25 protein-coding genes and 2 tRNA genes are annotated in these 21,437 nt (G+C 66.8%); 15 read left to right on the top strand and 12 right to left on the bottom strand.

Annotated elements, in window-relative coordinates; translation table 11 throughout:
- Window positions 1–175 precede the first annotated feature (175 nt).
- Window positions 176–251: transfer RNA gene (locus WKR98_RS18095), tRNA-Asn, on the bottom strand.
- Window positions 252–324: 73 nt separating this feature from the next.
- Between WKR98_RS18095 and WKR98_RS18090 the strand changes: the two genes are divergently transcribed.
- Window positions 325–924, top strand: a complete 600-nt coding sequence (locus WKR98_RS18090) for an IMPACT family protein (RefSeq protein WP_341434264.1) — start codon at window positions 325–327, stop codon at window positions 922–924.
- A 6-nt stretch (window positions 925–930) separates the two neighbouring features.
- On the opposite strand, the gene WKR98_RS18085 is transcribed toward WKR98_RS18090, so the two are convergent.
- From WKR98_RS18085 to WKR98_RS18055, 8 genes are all read right to left on the bottom strand, one after another.
- A complete protein-coding gene (locus WKR98_RS18085) occupies window positions 931–1,749 on the bottom strand; it encodes an alpha/beta hydrolase (RefSeq protein ID WP_341434263.1) in 819 nt (272 codons plus the stop codon).
- Between the two features lie 137 nt (window positions 1,750–1,886).
- The gene (locus WKR98_RS18080) at window positions 1,887–2,369 is read right to left on the bottom strand and encodes a copper chaperone PCu(A)C (RefSeq protein WP_124689332.1); all 483 of its coding nucleotides are present in this window, start codon (window positions 2,367–2,369) and stop codon (window positions 1,887–1,889) included.
- A 67-nt stretch (window positions 2,370–2,436) separates the two neighbouring features.
- Window positions 2,437–2,796 carry a DUF2946 domain-containing protein gene (locus WKR98_RS18075; protein ID WP_124689333.1) on the bottom strand — a complete coding sequence of 120 codons (360 nt, stop codon included), beginning with the start codon at window positions 2,794–2,796 and terminating at the stop codon, window positions 2,437–2,439.
- A 41-nt stretch (window positions 2,797–2,837) separates the two neighbouring features.
- Window positions 2,838–3,809 (bottom strand): Bug family tripartite tricarboxylate transporter substrate binding protein, encoded by a 972-nt coding sequence (locus WKR98_RS18070; RefSeq protein WP_161567810.1) that lies wholly within the window; start codon window positions 3,807–3,809, stop codon window positions 2,838–2,840.
- 215 nt (window positions 3,810–4,024) lie between these two features.
- Window positions 4,025–4,276, bottom strand: coding sequence for a type II toxin-antitoxin system RelE/ParE family toxin (locus WKR98_RS29275; RefSeq protein ID WP_371696010.1), 252 nt, complete (start codon window positions 4,274–4,276; stop codon window positions 4,025–4,027).
- A gap of 41 nt (window positions 4,277–4,317) precedes the next feature.
- Entirely contained in the window at window positions 4,318–4,602 is a 285-nt protein-coding gene (locus tag WKR98_RS18065; RefSeq protein WP_124689335.1) for a ribbon-helix-helix domain-containing protein, read from the bottom strand.
- A 159-nt stretch (window positions 4,603–4,761) separates the two neighbouring features.
- A tRNA-Asn gene (locus tag WKR98_RS18060) sits at window positions 4,762–4,837 on the bottom strand.
- 103 nt (window positions 4,838–4,940) lie between these two features.
- Window positions 4,941–6,143 carry an amino acid aminotransferase gene (locus WKR98_RS18055; protein ID WP_341434262.1) on the bottom strand — a complete coding sequence of 401 codons (1,203 nt, stop codon included), beginning with the start codon at window positions 6,141–6,143 and terminating at the stop codon, window positions 4,941–4,943.
- A 150-nt stretch (window positions 6,144–6,293) separates the two neighbouring features.
- Between WKR98_RS18055 and uvrB the strand changes: the two genes are divergently transcribed.
- The 11 genes from uvrB to WKR98_RS18000 all read left to right on the top strand — a co-directional run bounded on the left by uvrB (window position 6,294) and on the right by WKR98_RS18000 (window position 16,574).
- Complete coding sequence (gene uvrB, locus WKR98_RS18050; protein WP_124689337.1) at window positions 6,294–8,453, top strand: excinuclease ABC subunit UvrB; 2,160 nt, start codon at window positions 6,294–6,296, stop codon at window positions 8,451–8,453.
- A gap of 249 nt (window positions 8,454–8,702) precedes the next feature.
- The gene (locus WKR98_RS18045) at window positions 8,703–9,194 is read left to right on the top strand and encodes a low molecular weight protein-tyrosine-phosphatase (RefSeq protein WP_341434261.1); all 492 of its coding nucleotides are present in this window, start codon (window positions 8,703–8,705) and stop codon (window positions 9,192–9,194) included.
- 240 nt (window positions 9,195–9,434) lie between these two features.
- Window positions 9,435–9,938, top strand: coding sequence for an Rrf2 family transcriptional regulator (locus tag WKR98_RS18040; protein WP_087841073.1), 504 nt, complete (start codon window positions 9,435–9,437; stop codon window positions 9,936–9,938).
- Window positions 9,939–9,970: 32 nt separating this feature from the next.
- The gene (locus WKR98_RS18035; RefSeq protein ID WP_124689338.1) at window positions 9,971–11,182 is read left to right on the top strand and encodes an IscS subfamily cysteine desulfurase; all 1,212 of its coding nucleotides are present in this window, start codon (window positions 9,971–9,973) and stop codon (window positions 11,180–11,182) included.
- Between the two features lie 15 nt (window positions 11,183–11,197).
- Window positions 11,198–11,584 (top strand): Fe-S cluster assembly scaffold IscU, encoded by a 387-nt coding sequence (gene iscU, locus WKR98_RS18030; RefSeq protein WP_124689339.1) that lies wholly within the window; start codon window positions 11,198–11,200, stop codon window positions 11,582–11,584.
- 9 nt (window positions 11,585–11,593) lie between these two features.
- A complete protein-coding gene (gene iscA / locus WKR98_RS18025) occupies window positions 11,594–11,917 on the top strand; it encodes an iron-sulfur cluster assembly protein IscA (protein WP_124689340.1) in 324 nt (107 codons plus the stop codon).
- Entirely contained in the window at window positions 11,917–12,450 is a 534-nt protein-coding gene (gene hscB, locus WKR98_RS18020; protein WP_124689341.1) for a Fe-S protein assembly co-chaperone HscB, read from the top strand. The genes iscA and hscB overlap by 1 nt, the downstream gene beginning before the upstream one ends.
- A 15-nt stretch (window positions 12,451–12,465) precedes the next feature.
- Window positions 12,466–14,328: a Fe-S protein assembly chaperone HscA gene (gene hscA, locus WKR98_RS18015; protein ID WP_341434260.1), complete on the top strand. Its 1,863-nt coding sequence runs from the start codon at window positions 12,466–12,468 to the stop codon at window positions 14,326–14,328.
- Between the two features lie 45 nt (window positions 14,329–14,373).
- Window positions 14,374–14,715 (top strand): ISC system 2Fe-2S type ferredoxin, encoded by a 342-nt coding sequence (gene fdx / locus WKR98_RS18010; protein WP_124689343.1) that lies wholly within the window; start codon window positions 14,374–14,376, stop codon window positions 14,713–14,715.
- 31 nt (window positions 14,716–14,746) lie between these two features.
- The gene (iscX, locus tag WKR98_RS18005; protein WP_124689344.1) at window positions 14,747–14,938 is read left to right on the top strand and encodes a Fe-S cluster assembly protein IscX; all 192 of its coding nucleotides are present in this window, start codon (window positions 14,747–14,749) and stop codon (window positions 14,936–14,938) included.
- 82 nt (window positions 14,939–15,020) lie between these two features.
- Window positions 15,021–16,574 (top strand): TonB-dependent siderophore receptor, encoded by a 1,554-nt coding sequence (locus WKR98_RS18000; protein WP_124689345.1) that lies wholly within the window; start codon window positions 15,021–15,023, stop codon window positions 16,572–16,574.
- Here the strand turns inward: WKR98_RS18000 and WKR98_RS17995 are convergent.
- A complete protein-coding gene (locus tag WKR98_RS17995) occupies window positions 16,553–17,020 on the bottom strand; it encodes a MarR family winged helix-turn-helix transcriptional regulator (RefSeq protein ID WP_124689346.1) in 468 nt (155 codons plus the stop codon). The genes WKR98_RS18000 and WKR98_RS17995 overlap by 22 nt on opposite strands.
- Complete coding sequence (locus tag WKR98_RS17990) at window positions 17,020–17,883, bottom strand: amidohydrolase family protein (protein WP_124689347.1); 864 nt, start codon at window positions 17,881–17,883, stop codon at window positions 17,020–17,022. Before WKR98_RS17990 ends, WKR98_RS17995 begins: the two co-directional genes overlap by 1 nt.
- A 152-nt stretch (window positions 17,884–18,035) precedes the next feature.
- Here WKR98_RS17990 and WKR98_RS17985 point away from each other — a divergent pair, with 152 nt between their 5' ends.
- Window positions 18,036–18,239 (top strand): hypothetical protein, encoded by a 204-nt coding sequence (locus WKR98_RS17985; protein ID WP_087841084.1) that lies wholly within the window; start codon window positions 18,036–18,038, stop codon window positions 18,237–18,239.
- A gap of 12 nt (window positions 18,240–18,251) precedes the next feature.
- Here the strand turns inward: WKR98_RS17985 and WKR98_RS17980 are convergent, their stop codons facing one another.
- Window positions 18,252–19,157 carry a LysR family transcriptional regulator gene (locus tag WKR98_RS17980; RefSeq protein ID WP_341434259.1) on the bottom strand — a complete coding sequence of 302 codons (906 nt, stop codon included), beginning with the start codon at window positions 19,155–19,157 and terminating at the stop codon, window positions 18,252–18,254.
- 120 nt (window positions 19,158–19,277) lie between these two features.
- On the opposite strand from WKR98_RS17980, the gene WKR98_RS17975 reads away from it, so the two are divergent.
- Together WKR98_RS17975 and WKR98_RS17970 are read left to right on the top strand one after the other, a co-directional pair.
- Window positions 19,278–20,438, top strand: a complete 1,161-nt coding sequence (locus WKR98_RS17975) for a mandelate racemase/muconate lactonizing enzyme family protein (RefSeq protein ID WP_341434258.1) — start codon at window positions 19,278–19,280, stop codon at window positions 20,436–20,438.
- A gap of 35 nt (window positions 20,439–20,473) precedes the next feature.
- A complete protein-coding gene (locus WKR98_RS17970) occupies window positions 20,474–21,433 on the top strand; it encodes a Bug family tripartite tricarboxylate transporter substrate binding protein (RefSeq protein ID WP_341434257.1) in 960 nt (319 codons plus the stop codon).
- Window positions 21,434–21,437: the final 4 nt, after the last annotated feature.

Genomic DNA, 21,437 nt, shown 5'->3' with positions numbered 1-21,437 from the left:
GTGAGGGGGGAAGCGTTGGCTGGCACCTGTTGTCTCTGCTTATGGGTCCCTCTTATGGGTCCCTCTTATGGGTCCCTCTTATGGGGCCTTTTTGATCCCCGCATTATCCTTGTCAGCGACCGGACCGCACAAATGAAAACGGACGCCCGGGGGCGTCCGTTTTCATTTTCAATCTTGGCTCCCCGAACTGGGTTCGAACCAGTGACCTGCGGATTAACAGTCCGTCGCTCTACCGACTGAGCTATCGGGGAAAGGAGCCCGCAAATATAGCAGAAAAATGACGTTCGTCAAAGAAAGACGCAGGGCGCGCGGTAAACTCGCCGCATGAGTTCCCTCTTCACCCTCGAGGCGCCTTGCAGCTACCGCGAGGAGGTCCGCAAGAGCCGGTTCGTCGCCCATGCGGCAGCCGTGGCCAGCGCCGACGAGGCGCTGGCTTTCTTCGCCCGGCATGCCGACCCCACGGCCACCCACAACTGCTGGGCCTACCGCATCGGCGCCACCTACCGTTTCAACGACGACGGCGAGCCCGGCGGGACGGCCGGCCGTCCCATCCTGCAGGCCATAGACGGACAGTCGTGCGACCGCGTGGCGGTGCTGGTGGTGCGCTGGTTCGGCGGCACGCTGCTGGGCGCGGGCGGCCTCGTGCGGGCCTATGGCGGCTGCGCGGCCAATTGCCTGCGGCTGGGGCGGCGGGTGCCGCTGCTGGACCTGGCCGAGGCCGAGGTCGCCTGCACCTTCGCCGAGCTGCCGTTGTTCAAGGCGCGGATAAAGGAGCAGGGGGCCGAGGTGCTGGAGGAACGCTTCGACGAACAGGGCGCGACGCTGGCATTGAGCGTGCCGCGCCCCCGGCTGGCGGCGCTGCGCGCGATGCTGTCGGACCTGAGCCGGGGCCGCGCCGTCCTGGCCGTGCGGGACGAGCCCTAGGCGGGGCTAGAGTCCCGCCAGGCGGCACGCGCGCTGGGTCAGGATGCCTTCGGGCGAGGCCAGGTCGTTCAGGATGGTGAAGTGGTTGCGGTCGGGCAGCCGCAGCAGTTCGCCGGGCAGGCCGGCCCGCGCGGCGGCGAAGGTTTCCGACTGGCGCTGCAGTTCGGGCAGTTCGGCGGCGCCGTAGGCCAGGATGAGTTCGCGCTGGCTGGGAGGACGATGCAGGGGGCTGAGCCGCTGCACGTCGGGCGGGCACAGCCGCAGCTTGTCGTTCAGGTAGGAAAGGCGGATGGGTTCGAGATCGTAGATGCCGCTGATGGCCAGCCCGCCGCACACGCCGGGTTCGTCCAGCACCATGGCGGCCAGGTGGGCGCCGGCGGACCAGCCGCTGACGATCATCCGTTCGGGATCGGTGCCCCATTGTGGGGCCTGCCGCGCCAGCCATCCCAGCGCGGCGCGGATTTCGCCGACGATGCCGTCCAGGGATTGTTCGGGTGCCAGGGTATAGCCCACCAGCGCGACGTGCAGTCCGTGGGCCAGCGGGCCGGCGGTCAGGAAACTGAAGTTTTCCTTGGCGCGGGTCTGCCAGTAGCCGCCATGGATGAAGACCATGAGCGGGCCGGGCCGGGCCGCGGGGAAATAGTCGATGCGGTTGCGGGGCGCCGGACCGTAGCGCAGGTCCAGGTATTGGGGATGGGCGGCCCGCAGCTTGGCGCTGCGTTCATCGAATTCCGCCATCAGCACCGCGCTGTTGAGCACGGCGGCGGAGTTGTTGTAGGAAGCGTCCAGCGCTTCCCGGGTCATTCCGTTGTACAGCGCAGTCATGCGGCAGTTCCGGTCCGGGCGGGGGGCAGGGCGATCATGGGCACGGCTTGCAACCAATAGTGTCCGAAATAGAAGAATTCATCCTTTCTCGTCCGATTGCAAGACCCGTGCCGGCCTTCCCGGCACGGATCGCCGCATCAATGGTGGTGGCCGCCGGCTCCATGGCCCGTGGCGCCGGCTCCGGCGCCCTCGACCTTGAAGTCCACCTTGACCTCGCCCGCTTTCTCGAACACCAGGGTGGCGGGGAAGCTCGTGCCTTCCTTGAGCGGCGCCTTCAGGCGCATGAACATGATGTGGTAGCCGCCGGGCTTGAGCTCGACGGTCTGGCCCGCGGGCAGGGCGATGCCGTCGAGCTGGCGCATGCGCATGATGTCGCCGTCCATCTGCATGGTGTGCAGCTCGGCGGTGGCCGAGACGTCGGCGCGGACGGCGATCAGCTTGTCGTCGGCGCCGGTGTTGGTCAGTTTCATGAAGCCGCCGCCGGCGGGCTGGCCCGTGACGGTGGCCCGGCTCCAGGGATGGCCGATCTGGATGGCGCCGGCCGTGTAGCCGTGGGCGAGGGCCTGGCCGGTGGCCAGCAGGGAAAACAGCAGTGACAGGGTAAGCGTGCGGATCCGCATGATGGTCTCGTCTTGGAGATAGGGCCGGCAAGGCCTGCCGGCGTGGCGCGTCGAGGTGGGCATGGGCTCAGGCCGGCGGCGCGCGGGACGAGAAATGCAGGTGGGGCGGAACGGGCGGGGACGACATGGCCCGGATGGGCCGATAGGCGAGGCCGAGGTCGCGCGCGGGCGCGATCTGCGCCTGGATGGCGGGCGGGGGCAGGGCGACATGGGCGCCGGCCGCGCACAGCGGGCATTGCATCGCGGCCAGCGCGTGCGGATCGCCGTCGCGCGGGTCCTGGGGGGCCGGGACGCTGCCCTGCGCGGTGCACAGCACGCCCAGCCACGGCGACGGACCCGCCGACGCGTGCGCCACGGGCAGGGCTGCGTGCCAGAGCACGCACAGCAGTGCCAGCCAGACGAAGCGTGGGGAAGCGTGAACGGCCATGGGCGGGATGATACCCCAGTCCCGCCCATGGCCTGTCCGGGCTATTCGGGCTTGATGCCGGCCTTGCGCGCCACGTCGCCGAACAGCTTGACCTCGCGTTCGATGCGGGCCTTCATCTGGGGCGGGGTCTCGCGCATCGGTTCGAAACCGGCGGCGCGCAGCTTGCCGGCGTATTCGGTGTTGGCGACGACCTTGCCGACCGCCTCGGCCAGCCGCGCGCGGACGGCCGGTTCGACCCCCATGGGCAGCATGATGCCGAACCAGATACTCATGACCACCTCGGGGTAGCGCTCGGCCGCGGCCGGCACTTCGGGCAGCGCGGGCAGGCGCCGGGGCTCCATGACGGTCAGCGGCAGCAGCCGGTTGCTGCGTATGTATTCGACCGACGGCGCATAGGTGGCCGAGGCCAGGTTGATCTGGCCGCCGACGGCGTCGGCCACCACCGCGGCCGCACCCTTGTAGGGCACGTGCACCAGATCGATGCCCGCGGCGGACTTCAACAGCTCCACGGCGAAGTGCTGCGGCGTGCCGTTGCCCGAGCTGCCATAGGTCAGCTTGCCCGGATTGGCCTTGGCGTACTTGACGAGTTCGTCCAGGGTCTTGACCGGGGCCTGGGGATGGGCGAGCAGCAGCAGGGGCGTGCCGCCGATCAGGCCGAGGGGATCCAGGTCGCGCGCGATGTCGAACGGCAGGTCCTTCTGCATGGACGGCGCGATCGTGCGCGCGCTGTCGGCGAACAGGATGGTGTAGCCGTCGGCCGGACCCTTGGCAACCATGTTCGAGCCGATCACGCCGCCCGCGCCGGGGCGGTTCTCGACCACGACCTGCTGGCCGAGTTCGGCCGACAGGTAAGGGGCGATGAGCCGCGCGACGATGTCGGTGCCGCCGCCGGGGCCGAAGGGCACGACGAAGCGGATGGGGCGGGAAGGGAACGTGTCGGCCCGGGCGGGCGCGACCGCCGCCGCGCAGGCCAGGCCGGCCAGCGCGGCCGACAGCAAGGCGCGTCTCTGCATGGTGTCTTCTCCGGTGGTGCGGGCGCGATGGATGCTCGCTGCCTCGTCATGGGAACGGCCGAAGCCCGGCATGCTGCGGAACGCAGGCGCCGGACCGGCCGTGCTGCGGCAAATTACCGGACGGTCTGGCGTTGATCAAGATTGAATGTTGAATGAAGTTTCAGGCGGGAACCGCCCGCGCCAGGGCGGTTCCCGGCGTGGTGGCAGCCGTGGCTTTAGATATCGAACCCACCTTGGTCGGCGATGGCTCCAAGGTCGCGCATGCCGTGCAAAACGCGCACGATTACGACTGCGGTTTCGCTTGCCTGATAGTAGATGGCGTAGGCCCCGTGGAAGACCACACGCAGGTCCCGCCCGAGTTGTCGCCGTTCCGGATGTCCCAGAGGGTATGCCAGCAATCGCTCGCACGTTCCGTACAGCTTGTTCAGGAACCGGGTAGCGGTCGCCTCCGAAGCTCCCTCGGCAATGTACGACCAGATTTCCGCCAGATCCTGTTCGGCGCTGTCGGTTACTTGGAGCGTGCGGCTAATAGCTGCTTCCCCCGGGCGATGATGCGGTCTGCGTCAAAGGTCTTGACTCGGCCTGCGGCTACGTCGGCCAAGCCCTGGTCGATATCCGTCTTGAGAGCGGATAGTTCGTTGAGCATCAGTTGGCGGCGTGTCTTCCATTCGCGCAAGGCCTCGCGTACGACCTCGCTGGTCGAGGCGTATTCACCGTCGTCCACGGCCTGCTTGATGGAGGCGGCCATTTCCGATGGCATGGTGACTGTCAGGCGTTCCAGCGTAGTGGGCATGAGTCGCTCCCGATAACATCTTCATAAATCATACTTTTTCATACTGAAGCGCTCAAGTCCTCCGCCGCGAGAGGCTGGTCGGACACGAGAAGGCCAAATGGCAAGGGAAAAGCAAAAAGCCCTTACGGCGAAACCGTAAGGGCTTTTTGCTTGAATCTGTGGCTCCCCGAACTGGGTTCGAACCAGTGACCTGCGGATTAACAGTCCGTCGCTCTACCGACTGAGCTATCGGGGAATCGAGCCCATAACTATAGCATGGTTCAAGGCTCTCGCACAATCCAGGGCACAGCGGATCCGGCTCCGCCGGTCCGCCAGTGCCGTCCCACGGGGCAGGGGCTCTACTTCAGCACGGCGGCGATGCCGTCGGCCACGGCATCGATGTTGCGGCTGTTGAGCGCGGCCACGCAGATGCGGCCGGTCGAGACGGCGTAGATGCCGTGCTCTTCGCGCAGGCGGTCCACCTGCGCCGCGGTCAGGCCCGAGTACGAGAACATGCCGCGCTGCTGCATCACGAAGCCGAAGTCGCGGGCCACGCCGCGTTCCTTGAGCTTGGCGACCAGGGCGGCGCGCATGGCGCGGATGCGCTCGCGCATCTCGCCCAGCTCGGCTTCCCATTCGGCGCGCAGCTCGGGCGAGGTCAGCACCTGAGCCACCACCGTGCCGCCGTGGGTGGGCGGGTTGGAATAGTTGGTGCGGATCACGCGCTTGAGCTGGCTCAGCACGCGGCCGCTTTCTTCCTTGTCGGCGGCGACCAGGGACAGGGCGCCCACGCGCTCGCCGTACAGCGAGAAGGACTTCGAGAAGGACGAGCTGATCAGGAAGGTCAGTTCGGCGTCGGCGAACTGGCGCACGGCCGTGGCATCGGCGTCGATGCCGTCGCCGAAGCCCTGGTAGGCGATGTCCAGGAAGGGGATGAGCTGGCGCGCCTTGACCACCTCGACCACCTTGGTCCACTGGTCGGCGGTCAGGTCCACGCCGGTGGGGTTGTGGCAGCAGGCATGCAGTACGACCACCGTGCCGGCGGGGTAGCTTTCCAGCGCCGCGATCATGCCGGCGAAGTTCACGCCATGCGTGGCCGCGTCGTAATAGGGGTAGTTCACGACCTCGAAGCCGGCGTATTCGAACAGCGCGCGGTGGTTTTCCCAGCTCGGGTCGCTGATGGCGACCTTGGCCTGGGGAACCAGCCGCTTCAGGAAGTCGGCGCCGATCTTCAGCGCGCCCGTGCCGCCCAGGCTCTGGGCGGTCAGGACCCGGCCCGCGGCGATCAGCGGGGAATCGGCGCCCAGCAGCAGTTCCTGCACCGCGCGGTTATAGCCCGGCAGGCCTTCGATGGGCAGGTAGCCGCGCGCTGCGGCGGCGTCGATGCGTGCCTGCTCGGCCTTGCGCACCGCTTTCAGCAGGGGAATCCGGCCTTCGTCGTTGTAGTACACGCCCACGCCGAGATTGACCTTGTTGCTGCGGGTATCGGCGTTGAATTGTTCGGTAAGGCCCAGGATGGGGTCGCGAGGGGCCAGTTCTACGGCGGCGAAGAGCGAAGTCATGAAAAGCGTCCGTTAAGCGCGCGGGGTTGAAGGAAGAAATGGTGCGGAGGATAATGGCAGGTTGCTTTCTGTAATGCGAATCGCATCGGGGTCCCGGAACTCTGGGACCCTTTCGCTGCCGAAGTTTTCCTGATGAAACAAGAGTCTAGCATGCAGACTACGCCTTCCGAAGGGCTGCACGAAGGGTTGCACGACGCCGCCGGCCTGGTGGCGGCCGCGGCCGACGCGCAAGGGTTCGAGCCCCGTTTCGTCACCTACGACGGCAGCCCGTTCCAGCTCTACCAGCCTTATCCGCCCGCCGGCGACCAGCCGACCGCCATCGGGCAGTTGTGCGAAGGCATCGAAGACGGCCTGATGTACCAGACCCTGCTGGGCGTGACCGGCTCGGGCAAGACCTACACCATGGCCAACGTGATCGCCCGCATGGGCCGGCCGGCCATCGTGCTGGCGCCCAACAAGACCCTGGCCGCCCAGCTTTATGCCGAGATGCGGGAGTTCTTCCCGCGCAACGCGATCGAGTACTTCGTCTCGTACTACGACTATTACCAGCCCGAAGCCTACGTGCCGACGCGCGATCTCTTCATCGAGAAGGACTCGTCCATCAACGAGCACATCGAGCAGATGCGCCTGTCGGCCACCAAGAGCCTGCTGGAACGCCGCGACACCATCATCGTGGCCAGCGTCTCGTGCATCTACGGTATCGGCAACCCCGACGACTACCACGACATGGTGATGATGCTGCGCACCGGCGACCGCGTCGGGCAGCGCGACATCATCGCCCGCCTGGTGGCCATGCAATACACGCGCAACGACACGGAGTTCATGCGCGGCACGTTCCGGGTCCGGGGGGAACTGATCGATGTCTTCCCGGCCGAGCATGCCGAACTGGCCCTGCGCATCACGCTGTTCGACGACGAGGTCGAGACGCTGGAACTGTTCGATCCGCTGACCGGCAAGGTGCGGCAGAAGGTGCTGCGGTTCGCGGTCTACCCGGGTTCGCACTACGTGACGCCGCGCGCCACCGTGCTGCGCGCGATCGACACCATCAAGCAGGAACTGCGCGAGCGCTCCCGCCACTTCGTCGACAACGGCCAGCTGGTCGAGGCCCAGCGCCTGGAGCAGCGCACCCGCTTCGACCTCGAAATGCTGCAGGAACTGGGGTTTTGCAAGGGCATCGAGAACTACTCGCGCCACCTGTCCGGCGCCAAGCCGGGTGATCCGCCGCCGACGCTGGTGGACTACCTGCCGCACGACGCCCTGATGATCATCGACGAAAGCCACGTCACGGTGGGGCAGATCGGCGCCATGTACAAGGGCGACCGCTCGCGCAAGGAAACCCTGGTGAACTATGGCTTTCGCCTGCCGTCCGCGATGGACAACCGGCCGCTGAAGTTCGAGGAATTCGAGTCCAAGATGCGCCAGACCATCTTCGTCTCGGCCACCCCGGCGGACTATGAAAAGACGCATGCCGATGCCGTGGTCGAGCAGGTGGTGCGGCCGACCGGCCTGGTCGATCCGGTGGTCGAGATCCGGCCGGCGCTGAACCAGGTGGACGACGTGCTGGGCGAGATCCACGAGCGGGTGGCGCGCAATGACCGCGTGCTGATCACCACGCTGACCAAGCGCATGGCCGAGGACCTGACGGACTTCCTGACCGACCATGGGGTGAAGGTGCGCTACCTGCACTCGGACATCGATACGGTCGAGCGCGTGGAAATCCTGCGCGACCTGCGCCTGGGCACGTTCGATGTGCTGGTCGGCATCAACCTGCTGCGCGAGGGGCTGGACATTCCCGAGGTGTCGCTGGTGGCCATCCTGGACGCGGACAAGGAAGGCTTCCTGCGGTCCGAGCGCAGCCTGATCCAGACCATAGGGCGGGCGGCGCGCAATCTGAACGGCAAGGCCATCCTGTATGCCGACCGAATGACCGACTCGATGCGGCGCGCGCTGGACGAAACCACCCGCCGCCGCGAGAAACAGTTGCTCTTCAACGAGGAACGGGGCATCGTCCCGCAAGGGGTCAAGAAGGAAGTACGCGACCTGATCGATGGCGTCTATGCGCCTTCGGACGGGATGGACGGCGGCGACTCGCTCGAGGCAGCCCGTTTCGAGGCCATGGGCGAGAAGCAGATCGCCAGGGAGATCAAGAAACTGGAGAAGGCCATGCTGGAGTACGCCCGCAACCTGGAGTTCGAAAAGGCGGCGCAGGCCCGCGACCAGCTGCTGGCGCTCAAGCAGAAAGTGTTCGGGGCGGGCGGGCAGCAGGCCGACGAGGATGCGCTGAACGCGACCGGGCCGACGCGAGGATGAACGGAGCCGCCATCGCGGCGGCAAACTTGTGCATCGCGAGATAGTTGCGCACCGAAATGGTGCCTGAAGGCTGGCGGAAGGGGATGCACCCGTGGAACCGCTCTTGTGCGCAACGCATCCCGATAGTGATCATTCTCTAAAGCTTTAAAGGTAACGTACTGATTCTAAAGAGGTTTTTAAAGCACCATATTTTCATGTGCTTATAAAAAAAGCTTGAACTATCCGGGGTTTTCCCGCACACTTCTGGACATGATGACCAAGGTACTGTTTGTGTGCATGGGCAACATCTGTCGCTCGCCGAGCGCAGAGGGCGTGTTTCGCCGCTTGGTGAAGGACGCCGGTCTTTCCGACGTTGTCCGTATAGAATCGGCCGGGACGCACGCCTTCCATATAGGCGAGCCGCCCGATGCCCGTATGCAGGCTGCCGCCCGCAAGCGTGGCTATGACATCAGCGAAATCCGCGCGCGCCAGATCCGCGTCGACGATTTCCGCGAATTCGACATGATCCTCGCGATGGACTGGGACAACCTGTCCTTGCTGCAACAGCAGGCTTCCAAGCAGTACCAGCACAAGCTGATGCTGCTGATGCGCTTCGCCAACGAATACGAGGAAGCCACCGTCCCCGATCCGTACTACGGGGGGCCGGAAGGGTTCGCCAAGGTGCTCGACTATATCGAGGACGCCTGCCAGGGCCTGCTGGAAGTCGTGCGCAAGCGCGCCACCCAGTACCAGGCGGCCTGATTCCGGCTGTCGTTTCATTCTGTTCCCCTTACAGGCCCGGATCGCGTCCGGGCCTTGTTTTGCCGGCGGCGGCCCCGTCGTCCGGTCCGGGTGTAGGTTCCCGCCCGAAAATTTCTGCGCCGCAGCATTCCTCCCCTCCGTAATTTCCCGAACTAATCCCTAGAAAAACATTCGGGAATTGGCTATACTTGAGCAAATCGTTAAGGATTTGCTCCCGCCGGTTCACCTCAGGGGTTTCGAATGCGACTCACCACGAAAGGACGCTTCGCCGTCACTGCCATGATCGATCTGGCGCTGCGCCAGCACAGCGGGCCGGTCACCCTGTCCGCCATCAGCCAGCGCCAGAACATTTCGCTGTCCTATCTGGAGCAGCTGTTCGGCAAGCTGCGCCGGCACGAACTGGTCGACAGCATGCGTGGTCCGGGCGGCGGCTATTCGCTGGCCAAGCTGGCGCGGCACGTCACCGTGGCCGACATCATCTTCGCGGTCGACGAACCGCTGGACGCCACCGATTGCGGCGGCAAGCAGGACTGCTCGCGCGGCAACGACGGCAAAGCCGGCAAGTGCATGACGCACGAACTGTGGTCCACGCTCAATCGCAAGATGGTCGAGTACCTCGATTCCGTGTCCCTGCAGGACCTGGTCGACCAGCAACGCATGCGCGAGTTGCAGGAAGCCAACGCCGCCAAGTCGGTGCTGATGGACCGCCGCTCGGGCGCTCCCGAATCCACCGCGACGGCCTGAGCGCCGGCGCAGCAACACGAGGGTTGGATGTCATGATCAAAACGCCGGTTTATCTCGATTACTCGGCGACCACGCCGGTGGATCCGCGCGTGGTCGACGCCATGGTGCCCTGGTTGTACGAGCAGTTCGGCAACCCGGCTTCGCGCAGCCACGCCTACGGCTGGGATGCCGAGCGGGCCGTCGAAATCGCCCGCCAGCAGGTGGCCGACCTGGTGAACGCCGATCCGCGCGAAATCGTGTGGACCTCGGGCGCCACCGAATCCGACAACCTGGCGATCAAGGGCGCCGCGCATTTCTATGCCGAGCGCGGCAAGCACATCATCACGGTCAAGACCGAGCACAAGGCGGTGCTGGACACCTGCCGCGAGCTGGAGCGGGAAGGCTTCGAGGTCACCTACCTGGACGTGCAGGAAAACGGCCTGCTCGACCTGGAGGCCTTCAGGGCGGCGATCCGCCCCGACACCATCCTGGCCTCGGTGATGTACGTCAACAACGAGATCGGTGTCATCCAGGACATCGAGAAGCTGGGCGAGATCTGCCGCGAGAAGCGGGTGATCTTCCACGTCGACGCGGCCCAGGCCACCGGCAAGGTCGTCATCGACCTGGCCACGCTGAAGGTCGACCTGATGTCCTTCTGCGCGCACAAGATGTGCGGCCCCAAGGGCATCGGCGCCCTGTACGTGCGGCGCAAGCCGCGGGTGCGCATCGAGGCGCAGATGCACGGCGGCGGCCACGAGCGCGGCATGCGCTCGGGCACGCTGGCCACGCACCAGATCGTCGGCATGGGCGAAGCCTTCCGCCTGGCCAAGGAAGAGATGGCGACCGAGAACGAGCGCGTGCGCATGCTGCGCGACCGCCTGTGGGCGGGCCTGTCGACGATGGACGAGGTCTACCTGAACGGCGACATGGAGCAGCGCATCCCGCACAACCTGAACGTCAGCTTCAACTATGTCGAGGGCGAGTCCCTGATCATGGCGGTCAAGGAGCTGGCGGTGTCCAGCGGCTCGGCCTGCACCTCGGCCAGCCTGGAGCCTTCGTACGTGCTGCGCGCCCTGGGCCGCAGCGACGAGCTGGCGCACAGCTCCATCCGCTTCACCCTCGGCCGTTTCACGACGGAAGAGGAAATCGACTTCACCGTCCAGCTGATCCGCGGCAAGGTCGACAAGCTGCGCGAAATGTCCCCGCTGTGGGAAATGGTCAAGGACGGCATCGACATCAACACGGTGCAGTGGGCTGCACACTGAACCAGGAGAAAAAACATGGCCTATAGCGAAAAAGTCATCGATCACTACGAGAACCCCCGCAACGTCGGCTCCTTCGAGAAGGGTGACGACTCCGTGGGAACGGGCATGGTGGGCGCACCGGCCTGTGGCGACGTGATGAAGCTGCAGATCAAGGTCAACGAGCAGGGCGTCATCGAGGACGCGCGCTTCAAGACCTACGGTTGCGGCTCGGCCATCGCCTCCAGTTCGCTGGTGACCGAGTGGGTCAAGGGCAAGACCCTGGACCAGGCGCTCGATATCCGCAACACGCATATCGCCCAGGAACTGGCGCTGCCCCCGGTCAAGATCCACTGCTCGATCCTGGCCGAGGATGCCATCAAGGCGGCCGTGAACGACTATCGTGCCAAGCACGGAAACAGCTAAGAGGAAGCCATGTCGGTAACGTTGACCGAACGCGCCGCGCGCCACGTCAGCCGCTACCTCCAGAAACGGGGGAAGGGCATAGGCCTGAGGCTGGGCGTGCGCACCACCGGGTGCTCGGGCCTGGCCTACAAGCTCGAGTACGTGGACGAGGCCCAGGCCGAGGACCAGGTGTTCGAGAGCCAGGGCGTGAAGGTGTACATCGATCCCAAGAGCCTGCCGTACTTGGCGGGCACCGAGCTCGACTACGCGCGCGAGGGGCTCAACGAGGGCTTCAAGTTCAACAATCCGAACGAAAAGGCATCCTGCGGCTGCGGTGAGTCTTTCACCGTCTGATGCAGCACGATCCCGATCACTTCGAACTGCTGGGCCTCGCGCCCGGCTTTGCCGTCGACCGCGATGCGCTGGACCGGGCCTGGCGCGAGGTCCAGGCGCGGGTCCATCCGGACCGCCATGCGGCGGGCTCGGCCCAGGAAAAGCGCGTGGCCATGCAGTGGGCCTCGCGCGCGAACGAGGCCTACCGGGTGCTGCGCGCGCCGCTGTCCCGGGCGCGCTACCTGTGCGAGCGGGCGGGTGTCGATCTTCAGGTCGAGACCAACACGGCGATGACCCCGGCCTTCCTGATGCAGCAGATGGAGTGGCGGGAGGCGCTGGACGATGCCCGGTCGGGCCGCGATGCGGCCGCGCTGGAGGCGCTGGCGGGCGAACTGGCCGCCGCGCGCAGGCGCATGACGGCCGAGGTGGGCCAATTGCTGGACGAGAAGCACGACTATGCCACTGCCGCCGCCCGCGTGCGGGAGTGGATGTTCATTGAAAAATTCTCCGAAGAGATCGACCTGGCCGTCGATGCTCTGGCGGAACAAGACTGAGAACAACAGGAACGCATGGCGCTTTTGCAGATAGCCGAACCCGGCATGTCCGAAGCCCCCCACCAGCGCCGTCTGGCGGTGGGCATCGATCTGGGCACGACCAACTCGCTGGTGGCGTCGGTGCGCAGCGGCGCGGCCGAGGTCCTGCGCGACGACGAGGGCCATGCGCTGCTGCCCTCGGCGGTGCGCTACCTGCCGGGCGGCGACGTCCAGATCGGGCGCAAGGCACTGGCGGTCCAGGCGCAGGATCCCCACAACACCCTGGTGTCGGTCAAGCGTTTCATGGGCCGCGGGCTTGCCGACGCCCAGCGGCTGCACGTGCCGTACGAGTTCGTCGATGCCCCGGGCATGGTGCGCATCCGCACCGTGCAGGGCGACAAGAGCCCGGTCGAGGTCTCGGCGCAGATCCTGGCCAAGCTGCGCCAACTGGCCGAGGACGCCCTGGGCGACGACCTGGTGGGCGCGGTCATTACCGTGCCGGCGTATTTCGACGACGCCCAGCGGCAGGCGACCAAGGACGCGGCCCGGCTGGCCGGGCTGAACGTGCTGCGGCTGCTGAATGAACCGACGGCGGCGGCGATCGCCTACGGCCTGGACAACGCGGCCGAAGGCATCTATGCGGTCTACGACCTGGGCGGCGGCACGTTCGACATCTCCATCCTGCGCCTGTCCAAGGGCGTATTCGAAGTCATCGCCACGGGCGGCGACACCGCGCTGGGCGGCGACGATTTCGACGCGGCCATCGTGGCTTGGGCCGTGAACGACCGCAAGCTCTCGGACCTGCGTCCGCAAGACCAGCGTGCCATGCTGGTGGCGGCGCGCCAGGCGCGCGAGGCCCTGACCGACGCGCAGCAGGCCGAACTGGCCGCCACGCTGTCGGACGGCCGTACGCTGTCGCTCGCGCTGACGCGTGAACATTTCGAGACCCTGGCGCGCCCGCTGGTGGCCCGCACGCTGTCGAGCGCGCGCCGGGCGCTGCGCGACGCCAGCCTGGCGGCGGACGAGGTCAAGGGCGTGGTCATGGTGGGCGGCGCGACGCGCATGCCCGTCGTCCGGCGCATGGTGGCCGAGCTGTTCGGCACCGAACCCCTGATCAACCTCGATCCGGACCAGGTCGTGGCGCTGGGCGCTGCCATGCAGGCCAACCTGCTGGCGGGCAACCGCACGGCCGACGACGAGTGGCTGCTGCTGGACGTGATCCCGCTGTCGCTGGGCCTGGAGACCATGGGCGGGCTGGTCGAGCGCGTGATCGCGCGCAACAGCACCATCCCGGTGGCGCGCGCCCAGGAATTCACGACTTTCAAGGACGGCCAGACGGCCATGGCCATCCACGTGGTCCAGGGCGAGCGCGAGCTGGTGTCCGATTGCCGCTCGCTCGCCCGTTTCGAGCTGCGGGGCATTCCGCCCATGGTGGCCGGCGCCGCCCGCATCCGCGTGACCTTCCAGGTCGACGCCGACGGGCTGCTGAGCGTGACGGCGCGCGAGCAAAGCTCGGGCGTGGAGGCCTCGATCTCGGTCAAGCCCTCGTACGGGCTGTCGGACGACGAAGTGGCGGCCATGCTGGCGGACGGCATGAATAGCGCCGACGTGGACATGAAGCTGCGTGCCCTGCGCGAGCAGCAGGTCGAGGCCCGGCGCCTGGTCGAGTCGGTCGAGGCGGCGCTGCTGGCCGATGCCGACCTGCTGGATCAGGACGAGCTGGCCGGGATCCGGGCCCAGTTGGACCGTACCGCGAACGCGGCGGCCAGCGACGACAGCGAGACGGTGCGGACCCAGGTCGAGGCGCTGGCGCAGGCCACCGAGGACTTCGCCGCGCGCCGGATGGACCGCAGCATACGCCAGGCGCTGTCGGGGCGCCGCGTCGACGAAATCGTGTAAGGAAGCGTCCGGCGCTTCCGTTCGCATCACTATCAGGTTGCCATCATGCCCAAACTCACCGTGCTTCCGCACGCCGAACTCTGCCCGGAAGGCGCGGTCATCGAGGATGCGCCCTCGGGCACGTCCATCTGCCGCGTGCTGCTCGACAATCACATCGAGATCGAGCATGCCTGCGAGCTGTCGTGTGCCTGCACCACCTGCCATGTCGTCGTGCGCGAGGGTTTTTCCTCGCTCGAATCGGCCACCGACAGCGAGGAAGATCTGCTGGACAAGGCCTGGGGCCTGACTTCCACGTCGCGCCTGTCCTGCCAGGCGGTGATCGAGGATACCGACCTGACGATCGAGATTCCCAAGTACACCATCAACCACGCCGCCGAGAATCACTGACCGGACACCGGCGCGGGCGAGGAGAACTCCGATGAAGTGGACCGACATCTACGAAATCGCCGCGGCGCTGGCCGATGCCCATCCCGGCGTGGACCCGGAGCAGGTGCGTTTCACCGACCTGCACAATTGGGTGCTGGAACTTCCGGGCTTCGACGACGATCCGAAACGTTCCGGGGAGAAAATCCTCGAAGCCATACAGATGGCGTGGATAGCCGAGGCTTAGGCCCGGCCTGCGATGCCGGCCGGCGCCGCGGGAGCCGGAGCCGGAGCGGGGCCGGACCACGGCGATACGGACGAGCATGCGAGTGACGTTTCTGCATTTCCTGACGCGGGCCGTGCCCATCCTGGGGCCGGCGGCAGCGCTGCTGGCGCTGGGCGGGTGCGCGCCCGCCGTTTCCCTGCAAGAACCCGCTACCGCCTCGGTGGTACCCGCGGGCCCGGCCGTGCCGCCGGAGCCGGCCGCGCCCGAGCCCGAACTTCCCTATACGCCGGTGCCCATCGTCTATGCCGTGACCGACCAGGGCACCGTCCGGGTGCCGACCGCGCCGGCCTGGAATCCCGGCGCCGACATGTCGGTGGACACGCGTACCGGCACCCAGGCCTACGATCAGGCGAACCGGCAGCAGTCCAGCTACGAGTTCGAGCAGAAGCTGGACGAGACCTGGGTGGTCAAGCAGAACGTCCGCTATGGCCGCCCGGAGAACCAGCCTTCCGCGGACTGGATCAATGGTTCGCCGGCACCCCAGGACGCGCTGGGGGCGGGGCTGGGCACTTTCAACGTCGGCTCGCAGGCGCAGGCCCGCTTCACGACGCTGGGGTTCCAGCACAGCTTCAAGTTCGGCTTCGACTACGTCAAGTCGCGCGACATCTACGAAAGCCGGATCGCACCGTCGCCGTCGCTGGACATCTTCGACGCGGCCTATGGCACCGCGATCGGACAGCCGCGCATTGCCGCGCGCTCGTTCGCGGAAGAGAGCAAGCTGGGATTCTTCGTGCAGGACCAGGTGCAATACCGGCGCTGGGTCTTGTCCATGGTCGGGCGGCGCGACCAGAACACCCACCGTACCATCGACCTGAACGCGGCCGGAAACGACGGCACCGGCCTGCGCGAGGACGACGTCTACAGCGGCCGCCTGGGTCTGCGCTACCAGTTCGACATCGGCCTGGCGCCGTACGTGAACTATTCGCAAAGCTACGCGCCCCAGGCCGGCACCGCGGCGTCGGCCACCAGCCAGCAGTACGAGACCGGCGTGCGCTACCAGCCGCCGGCTCTCGGCCAGTTGATGACGATCACGGCGTTCAACCAGATCCAGAACAATGCCCAGACCTCCGAGGCGCAGGAAGGCTGCGCCGTGGCCGGGTGCAGCGCCTGGGCCGAACTGCGCATACGCGGCGCCACGGTCGAGAGCAGGATGCAGCCGCTGCAGGGCCTGAACCTCGTCGCCAGCTACGCGGTCACCAGCTCGAGCGTGATCGGCGCGAGCGAGGACGCCTATGCGGCCATGCTCAGCAATCGCTATGCGGACGTGTCCGAGCAGCGCGTCTCCGTGGGGGCGCGGTACGCCGTCACGCGGGGCAGCTTCGCCGGCCTGAGCCTGGACGGCAGGGTGGGGCGCGCGGGCGCGGTCTACAGCAACGTGGCCCAGCCGGGGCTGGCCGTTGCCTATACCCTGGTGGACGCGGGCATCAACTACGACTTCGCCCACCTGAACCCCGACCTGAAGGGCCTGAAGCTGCGCGCCAGCGCCAACAACGTGCTCGATACCAGCTACGCGTCGTACTGCTACACCGACTCTTGCACCGCCGGCGGGCGCCGCTCGGTATCGGCCATCCTGAACTACCAGGTTCCCTGGCCCTGAGGCGCGTCCTGCGCCCCGTTCACTTTCTTCAATAGCCGCAGCAGTTCCCGCCGCTCGGCGGATGACAGCATGGCCGTGGCCTCCTGGTCCAGGTCCAGCGCGGTCGCGGCGGCCTTGCGGTAGAGCCGGGTGCCGGCCGGTGTCAGCAGCAGGATCTGCATGCGCTGGTCCGAGGGCTGGCGCTCGCGGCGAATCAGGCCGCGTTCGAGCAGCCGCGCCAGCACCGCCGCCATGTTGGGCGGCGAGACGTTGATGGCGTCGGCCAGGCGCTTCTGGCTGATGCCCGGGTTGGCGTCCAGCAGCGACAGCACGGCGAACTCGGCCTGGCGCAGATCGTGGTCCGCCATGCGCCGGGCAAACAGCGGACGGATGCCGGACGAGGCCAGCCGCGCGCTGTGACCGACCAGACCGAGCAGGAAGGTCTGGTCCAGGGCGTCCTGCGCCATCACGCGAAGCCCAGCAGCCTGGCCGCGTTGTCCTTCAGGATCAGCGGATGGACCTCGGGGCGAAAGCCCGCGGCCTCGAAATCCTGCATCCAGCGTTCGGGGGTGATCAGCGGGAAGTCGGAACCGAACAGCATCTTGTGCTTGAGCTGGGTGTTGGCGTAGTGCACCAGTTCCTTGGGGAAGTACTTGGGCGACCAGCCCGACAGGTCGATGTAGACATTGGGCTTGTGCAGGCAGACCGACAGCGCTTCGTCCTGCCAGGGCCACGAGGGGTGGGCGATGATGATCTTCATGTCGGGGAAATCCGCCGCCACGTCGTCCAGGTGGATGGGGTTGGAGTACTTCAGCCTGAGCCCGCCGCCGCCGGGCATGCCGGTGCCTATGCCCGAGTGCCCGCTGTGGAAGATGGCGGGCAGGCCGGCTTCGGCGATCACCTCGTACAGGGGGTAGGCCAGCTCGTCGTTCGGATAGAAGCCCTGGACCGTGGGGTGGAACTTGAAGCCCGCGACCTGGTAGTCCTCGATCAGGCGGCGCGCCTCGCGCACGCCCATCTTGCCCTTGTGCGGGTCGATGCTGGCGAAGGCCAGCATCATGTCGCGGTTCTCCAGCGCCGCTTCGGCGATTTCTTCGTTGGGGATGCGCCGCCGGCCCATGTTGGCCTCGGCGTCCACGGTGAACATGACCAGGCCGATGCGCTTTTCGCGATAGCGCGCGATGGTCTCGGGTATGGTCGGCCGGTGCGTGAACTTGAAGTACTTCTCGGCGGCCTCGTCGAACTCCTTGCCGAAGGCATCGGGCGCGCAGCGGCAGGACACTTCGGCGTGGACGTGGATGTCGATGGCGATGAGGTCGTCGATGTTCATGATTGGTTATGAAACATAATAGATATTTTTCATAACTATACGGAGACGGGCCGCCGGCGTCAGGAGGGGAAACCCTGGGGCGAGACCTCGGCGGGGACTTGGGCTATCCTTCCCGGAATGCCATGTGGCGTGATTTTCGATGGAACCGGCCTATGGCTACCGACAAAGACAACGATCCCGACCTGCAAGCCCTGATCCAGTGGTGTACCGAAGTCGAGGGCTTCCTGGTGGCCGCGGGCGCGAGCCGCGAAGAGGCCCAGGACTATATCGAGCAGGAAGCCGAGTGGTTCACCGACCAGTTCTACGACGGGCTGACGCCCGAGGAAGCCGCCAAGGCCAGCCTGAACGACCAGTAGAGCCCGCAGGGGTCATGGCCGTCCGCGGCGTGGCCGCGCCGGCCGGATCAGGGCGATCAACTGGTCCGTGACGGGTTGCAGCGCCTGCCTGGGCCAGACCACGTGGATGGGACGCTCGGGCAGGGCGTGCACGACCTTCAATATCCTCAGGCTGCCGTTGCCGGCATGGCGCTGCGCGACCTGCCGGGGCATGACGGCCAGCATGGGCGTGCCGGGCAGCACGCTGGCGATGGCGTCGTAGGTCCGTGCCGCCACCCGGCAGGCGGGCGGGGGCACGTCATGGCGTTGCCAATAGCGGTCGAACTCCAGCCGCGAGGGCGTATCCGGCGCCGGCGCGGCGAACGGATGCCGCGCCAGCGCCGCGGGCGCCAGCGGGCCGTCCGGGATGCCCGGGCCGGGCACGCCGCACACGAACACATTGCGGTCCAGGTAGAGCTGGCGCGAGAGCAGGTTCGCCGGCATTTCCCCGAACAGCGACAGGATGGCCAGATCCAGTTCTCCCCGCGCCAGGGCCGCGAGCAAGGTCAGGCTGTCGTCTTCCCGCAGATCGATCTCGACCTCGTCGGCCAGCGCACCGGCGGGGCGATGCAGCAGGCTGGGCACGACCAGGTCCAGCGCGCGCGGAATGCAGCCCACGCGCAGGTGCCAGCGGCCGTCGTGCGCCATGTCCTGCAGGCGACGAACGTCGGCGGCGACGCGGCGCGCCACCTGCTCGGCCAGGGAGCCCGCCGCGGTGGCGCGGCTGCCCTGGGACGAGCGCTCGAACAGCCGCACGCCCATGCGTTCCTCGGCCTCGCGCAGCAGCCGCGACAGGGCCGGCTGCGAGGTCTCCAGGGCGATGGCCGCCTGGTGCAGGGATCCGGTCTCGGCGGTGGCCAGCACGGCGCGCAGGTGGCGCAGTTCCAGGGATTTGCTCATGATGGGATGGCGTTGAAGGGGATACGAATCTGATATCGGTATATCTCATATCCATATCATTTTCAAACAAGTCAGGCTTGCGTACGCTGGCGACATTCCAACCCATGCAAGGGGCAAGTCGTGAAAGTGCGAAACGCCGAGTGCCTGGCCGTTCATCCCGGCTGGCGCAAGAACCTGATCTTCATCCGGCTGGAGCTGGAGGACGGCACCGTGGGCTGGGGCGAAAGCTACAGCCAGTACGACCGCGACGAGGCGGTAGCGGCGCAGGCCCGCGAACTGCTGCGCTACCTGGTGGGGCGCGACGTCTTCAACATCCGGTATTTCTGCCAGGTGGCGTTCGACGACTACGCGCAGCGCCGCTCTTCGCTGGAGTTCTGGAGCGCGCTGTCGGGTATCGAGATGGCGATGTGGGATGCCGTGGGCAAGCTGCTCGGCCAGCCCGTGCACCGGCTGCTGGGCGGAAAATGCCGCGAGCGCGTGCGTGTCTATGCGAACGGCTGGGGCTACAAGCTCAAGACGCCCGATGACTATGCCCGGGCGGCCGAGCAGGTGGTGGCCGCCGGTTTTGACGCACTGAAATTCGACCCGCTGCCGCGGCCCTGGCGCACCTACATTCCGCGCGACCACATCCAGCATGCCGTGGCGGTGGTGCGCGCGGTACGGGATGCGGTCGGCCCGGGCGTCGAGCTGCTGCTCGACCTGCACCGCCGGCTGGCGCCGGTGCATGCCATCGAGCTGGCCAGGCAACTGGAGCCGCTCAATCCGTACTGGATAGAAGAACCCTGCCAGAAGGAGAACATGGAGGCCATCCAGGAGGTGCGCCAGGCCACGACCATCCCGGTGGTGACGGGCGAGGCGCTGTACGGCCGCGCGGATTTCCGCGGCGTGTTCCGCAGCCGGGCCGCCGACATCATCAATCCGGACGTATCCAACTGCGGCGGCATCCTGGAGCTGCTGTTCATCGCGGCGCAGGCCGAGACCGAGATGGTCGCGGTGTCCCCGCACAACTACAACTCGACGCTGCTGTCGCTGTCGGCCACCGTGCACGCGGCGGCCTGCATGCCCAATTTCACGATCACCGAGTACTTCGTGCCTTTCGAGGAATTCTCGCAAAGCATCTCGCGCCAGGCGCTCGTGCCCGTGGATGGCCACATCCAGGTGCCCGAACTGCCCGGGCTGGGGCTGGACATCGACGAGGCGGCGCTGCGGTCCATGCCTTCCCAGCGGTATCCGACGCGCAGCCTGCGGCACAGCGAGGACGATCGACAAGCCACGTTCTGACGGCGCGGTCCACGACGACAATCAAGGAGACGATCATGAACTTTCCGGTCCGATGGTGGGGCGCGTGCGCCCTGGCGGGAGCGATGCTGGCGGGCTTGCCGGCGCGGGCGGCGGAGTGGCCCGAGCGACCGCTGCACTTCATCACGACTTCCGCCGCCGGCTCGCCGCTCGACACGATGATGCGCGCGCTGGGCAAGGAGCTGGGCGACGTGCTGGGACAGACGGTGGTGGTGGAGAACCGTCCCGGCGGCACCGGGGCGGTGGGGATGAACATGGCCCTGAACGCGCCGGCCGACGGCTACACGGTCGTCTCGGCCACCGGATCCACGTCGTTCCTGATGGCCGAGAAGGACAGCCGCTTCCAGCCGTCCGACTTCATCTTCCTGCGGGCCTTGCAGACCGAGCCGTCCAGCGTGGCGGTGCGCAAGGACAGCCCGTACCGCAGCCTGAAGGACCTGGTCGAGGCCCTGAAGCGCCAGCCCGACAAGGTCAACATTGGCGGCTATGCCACCGCCGGTTTCCACCAATACGTGCTGTACCGCCTGGAGCAGAAGGCGGGCTTCAAGTCGACCTGGATTCCGTACCAGGGCGGCAACCAGGCGCTGCTGGCGCTGATGGGCGGGCACCTGCACGCCGCGGTGATCACGCCCAGCACGGCCATGGCCCAGATCCGCAGCGGCGACGTGCGCCTGCTGGGCATCAGCAGCGAGTCGCGCAGCGAGTTCTTTCCCGACGTGCCGACCTTTCGCGAGCAGGGGTACGATGTGGTGGAGACGCTGTGGCGCGGCGTGATGGTGACCAAGGGCACGCCGCCCGCGATTACGGCACGGCTGGTGCGGGGCATGGAGGACGTCGAGAAGCGGCCCGCGTGGAAGACCTTCATGCGCGAGAACATGCAGGACGGCATGCCGCTGTCGCAGCCGGACCTGCAGCGTTTCGTCGCCAGCGAGGTCGCCGACCGGCGGCAGTTCCTGATGTCGCTGCAGAAGAAATAAGGCA

Origin of the sequence: Pigmentiphaga sp. YJ18 (assembly GCF_038066655.1) — a bacterium.
Classification (GTDB): Bacteria; Pseudomonadota; Gammaproteobacteria; order Burkholderiales; family Burkholderiaceae_B; genus Pigmentiphaga.
Note: the sequence above shows the minus strand (reverse complement) of the source record. Positions and strands in the feature narration are given on the sequence as shown.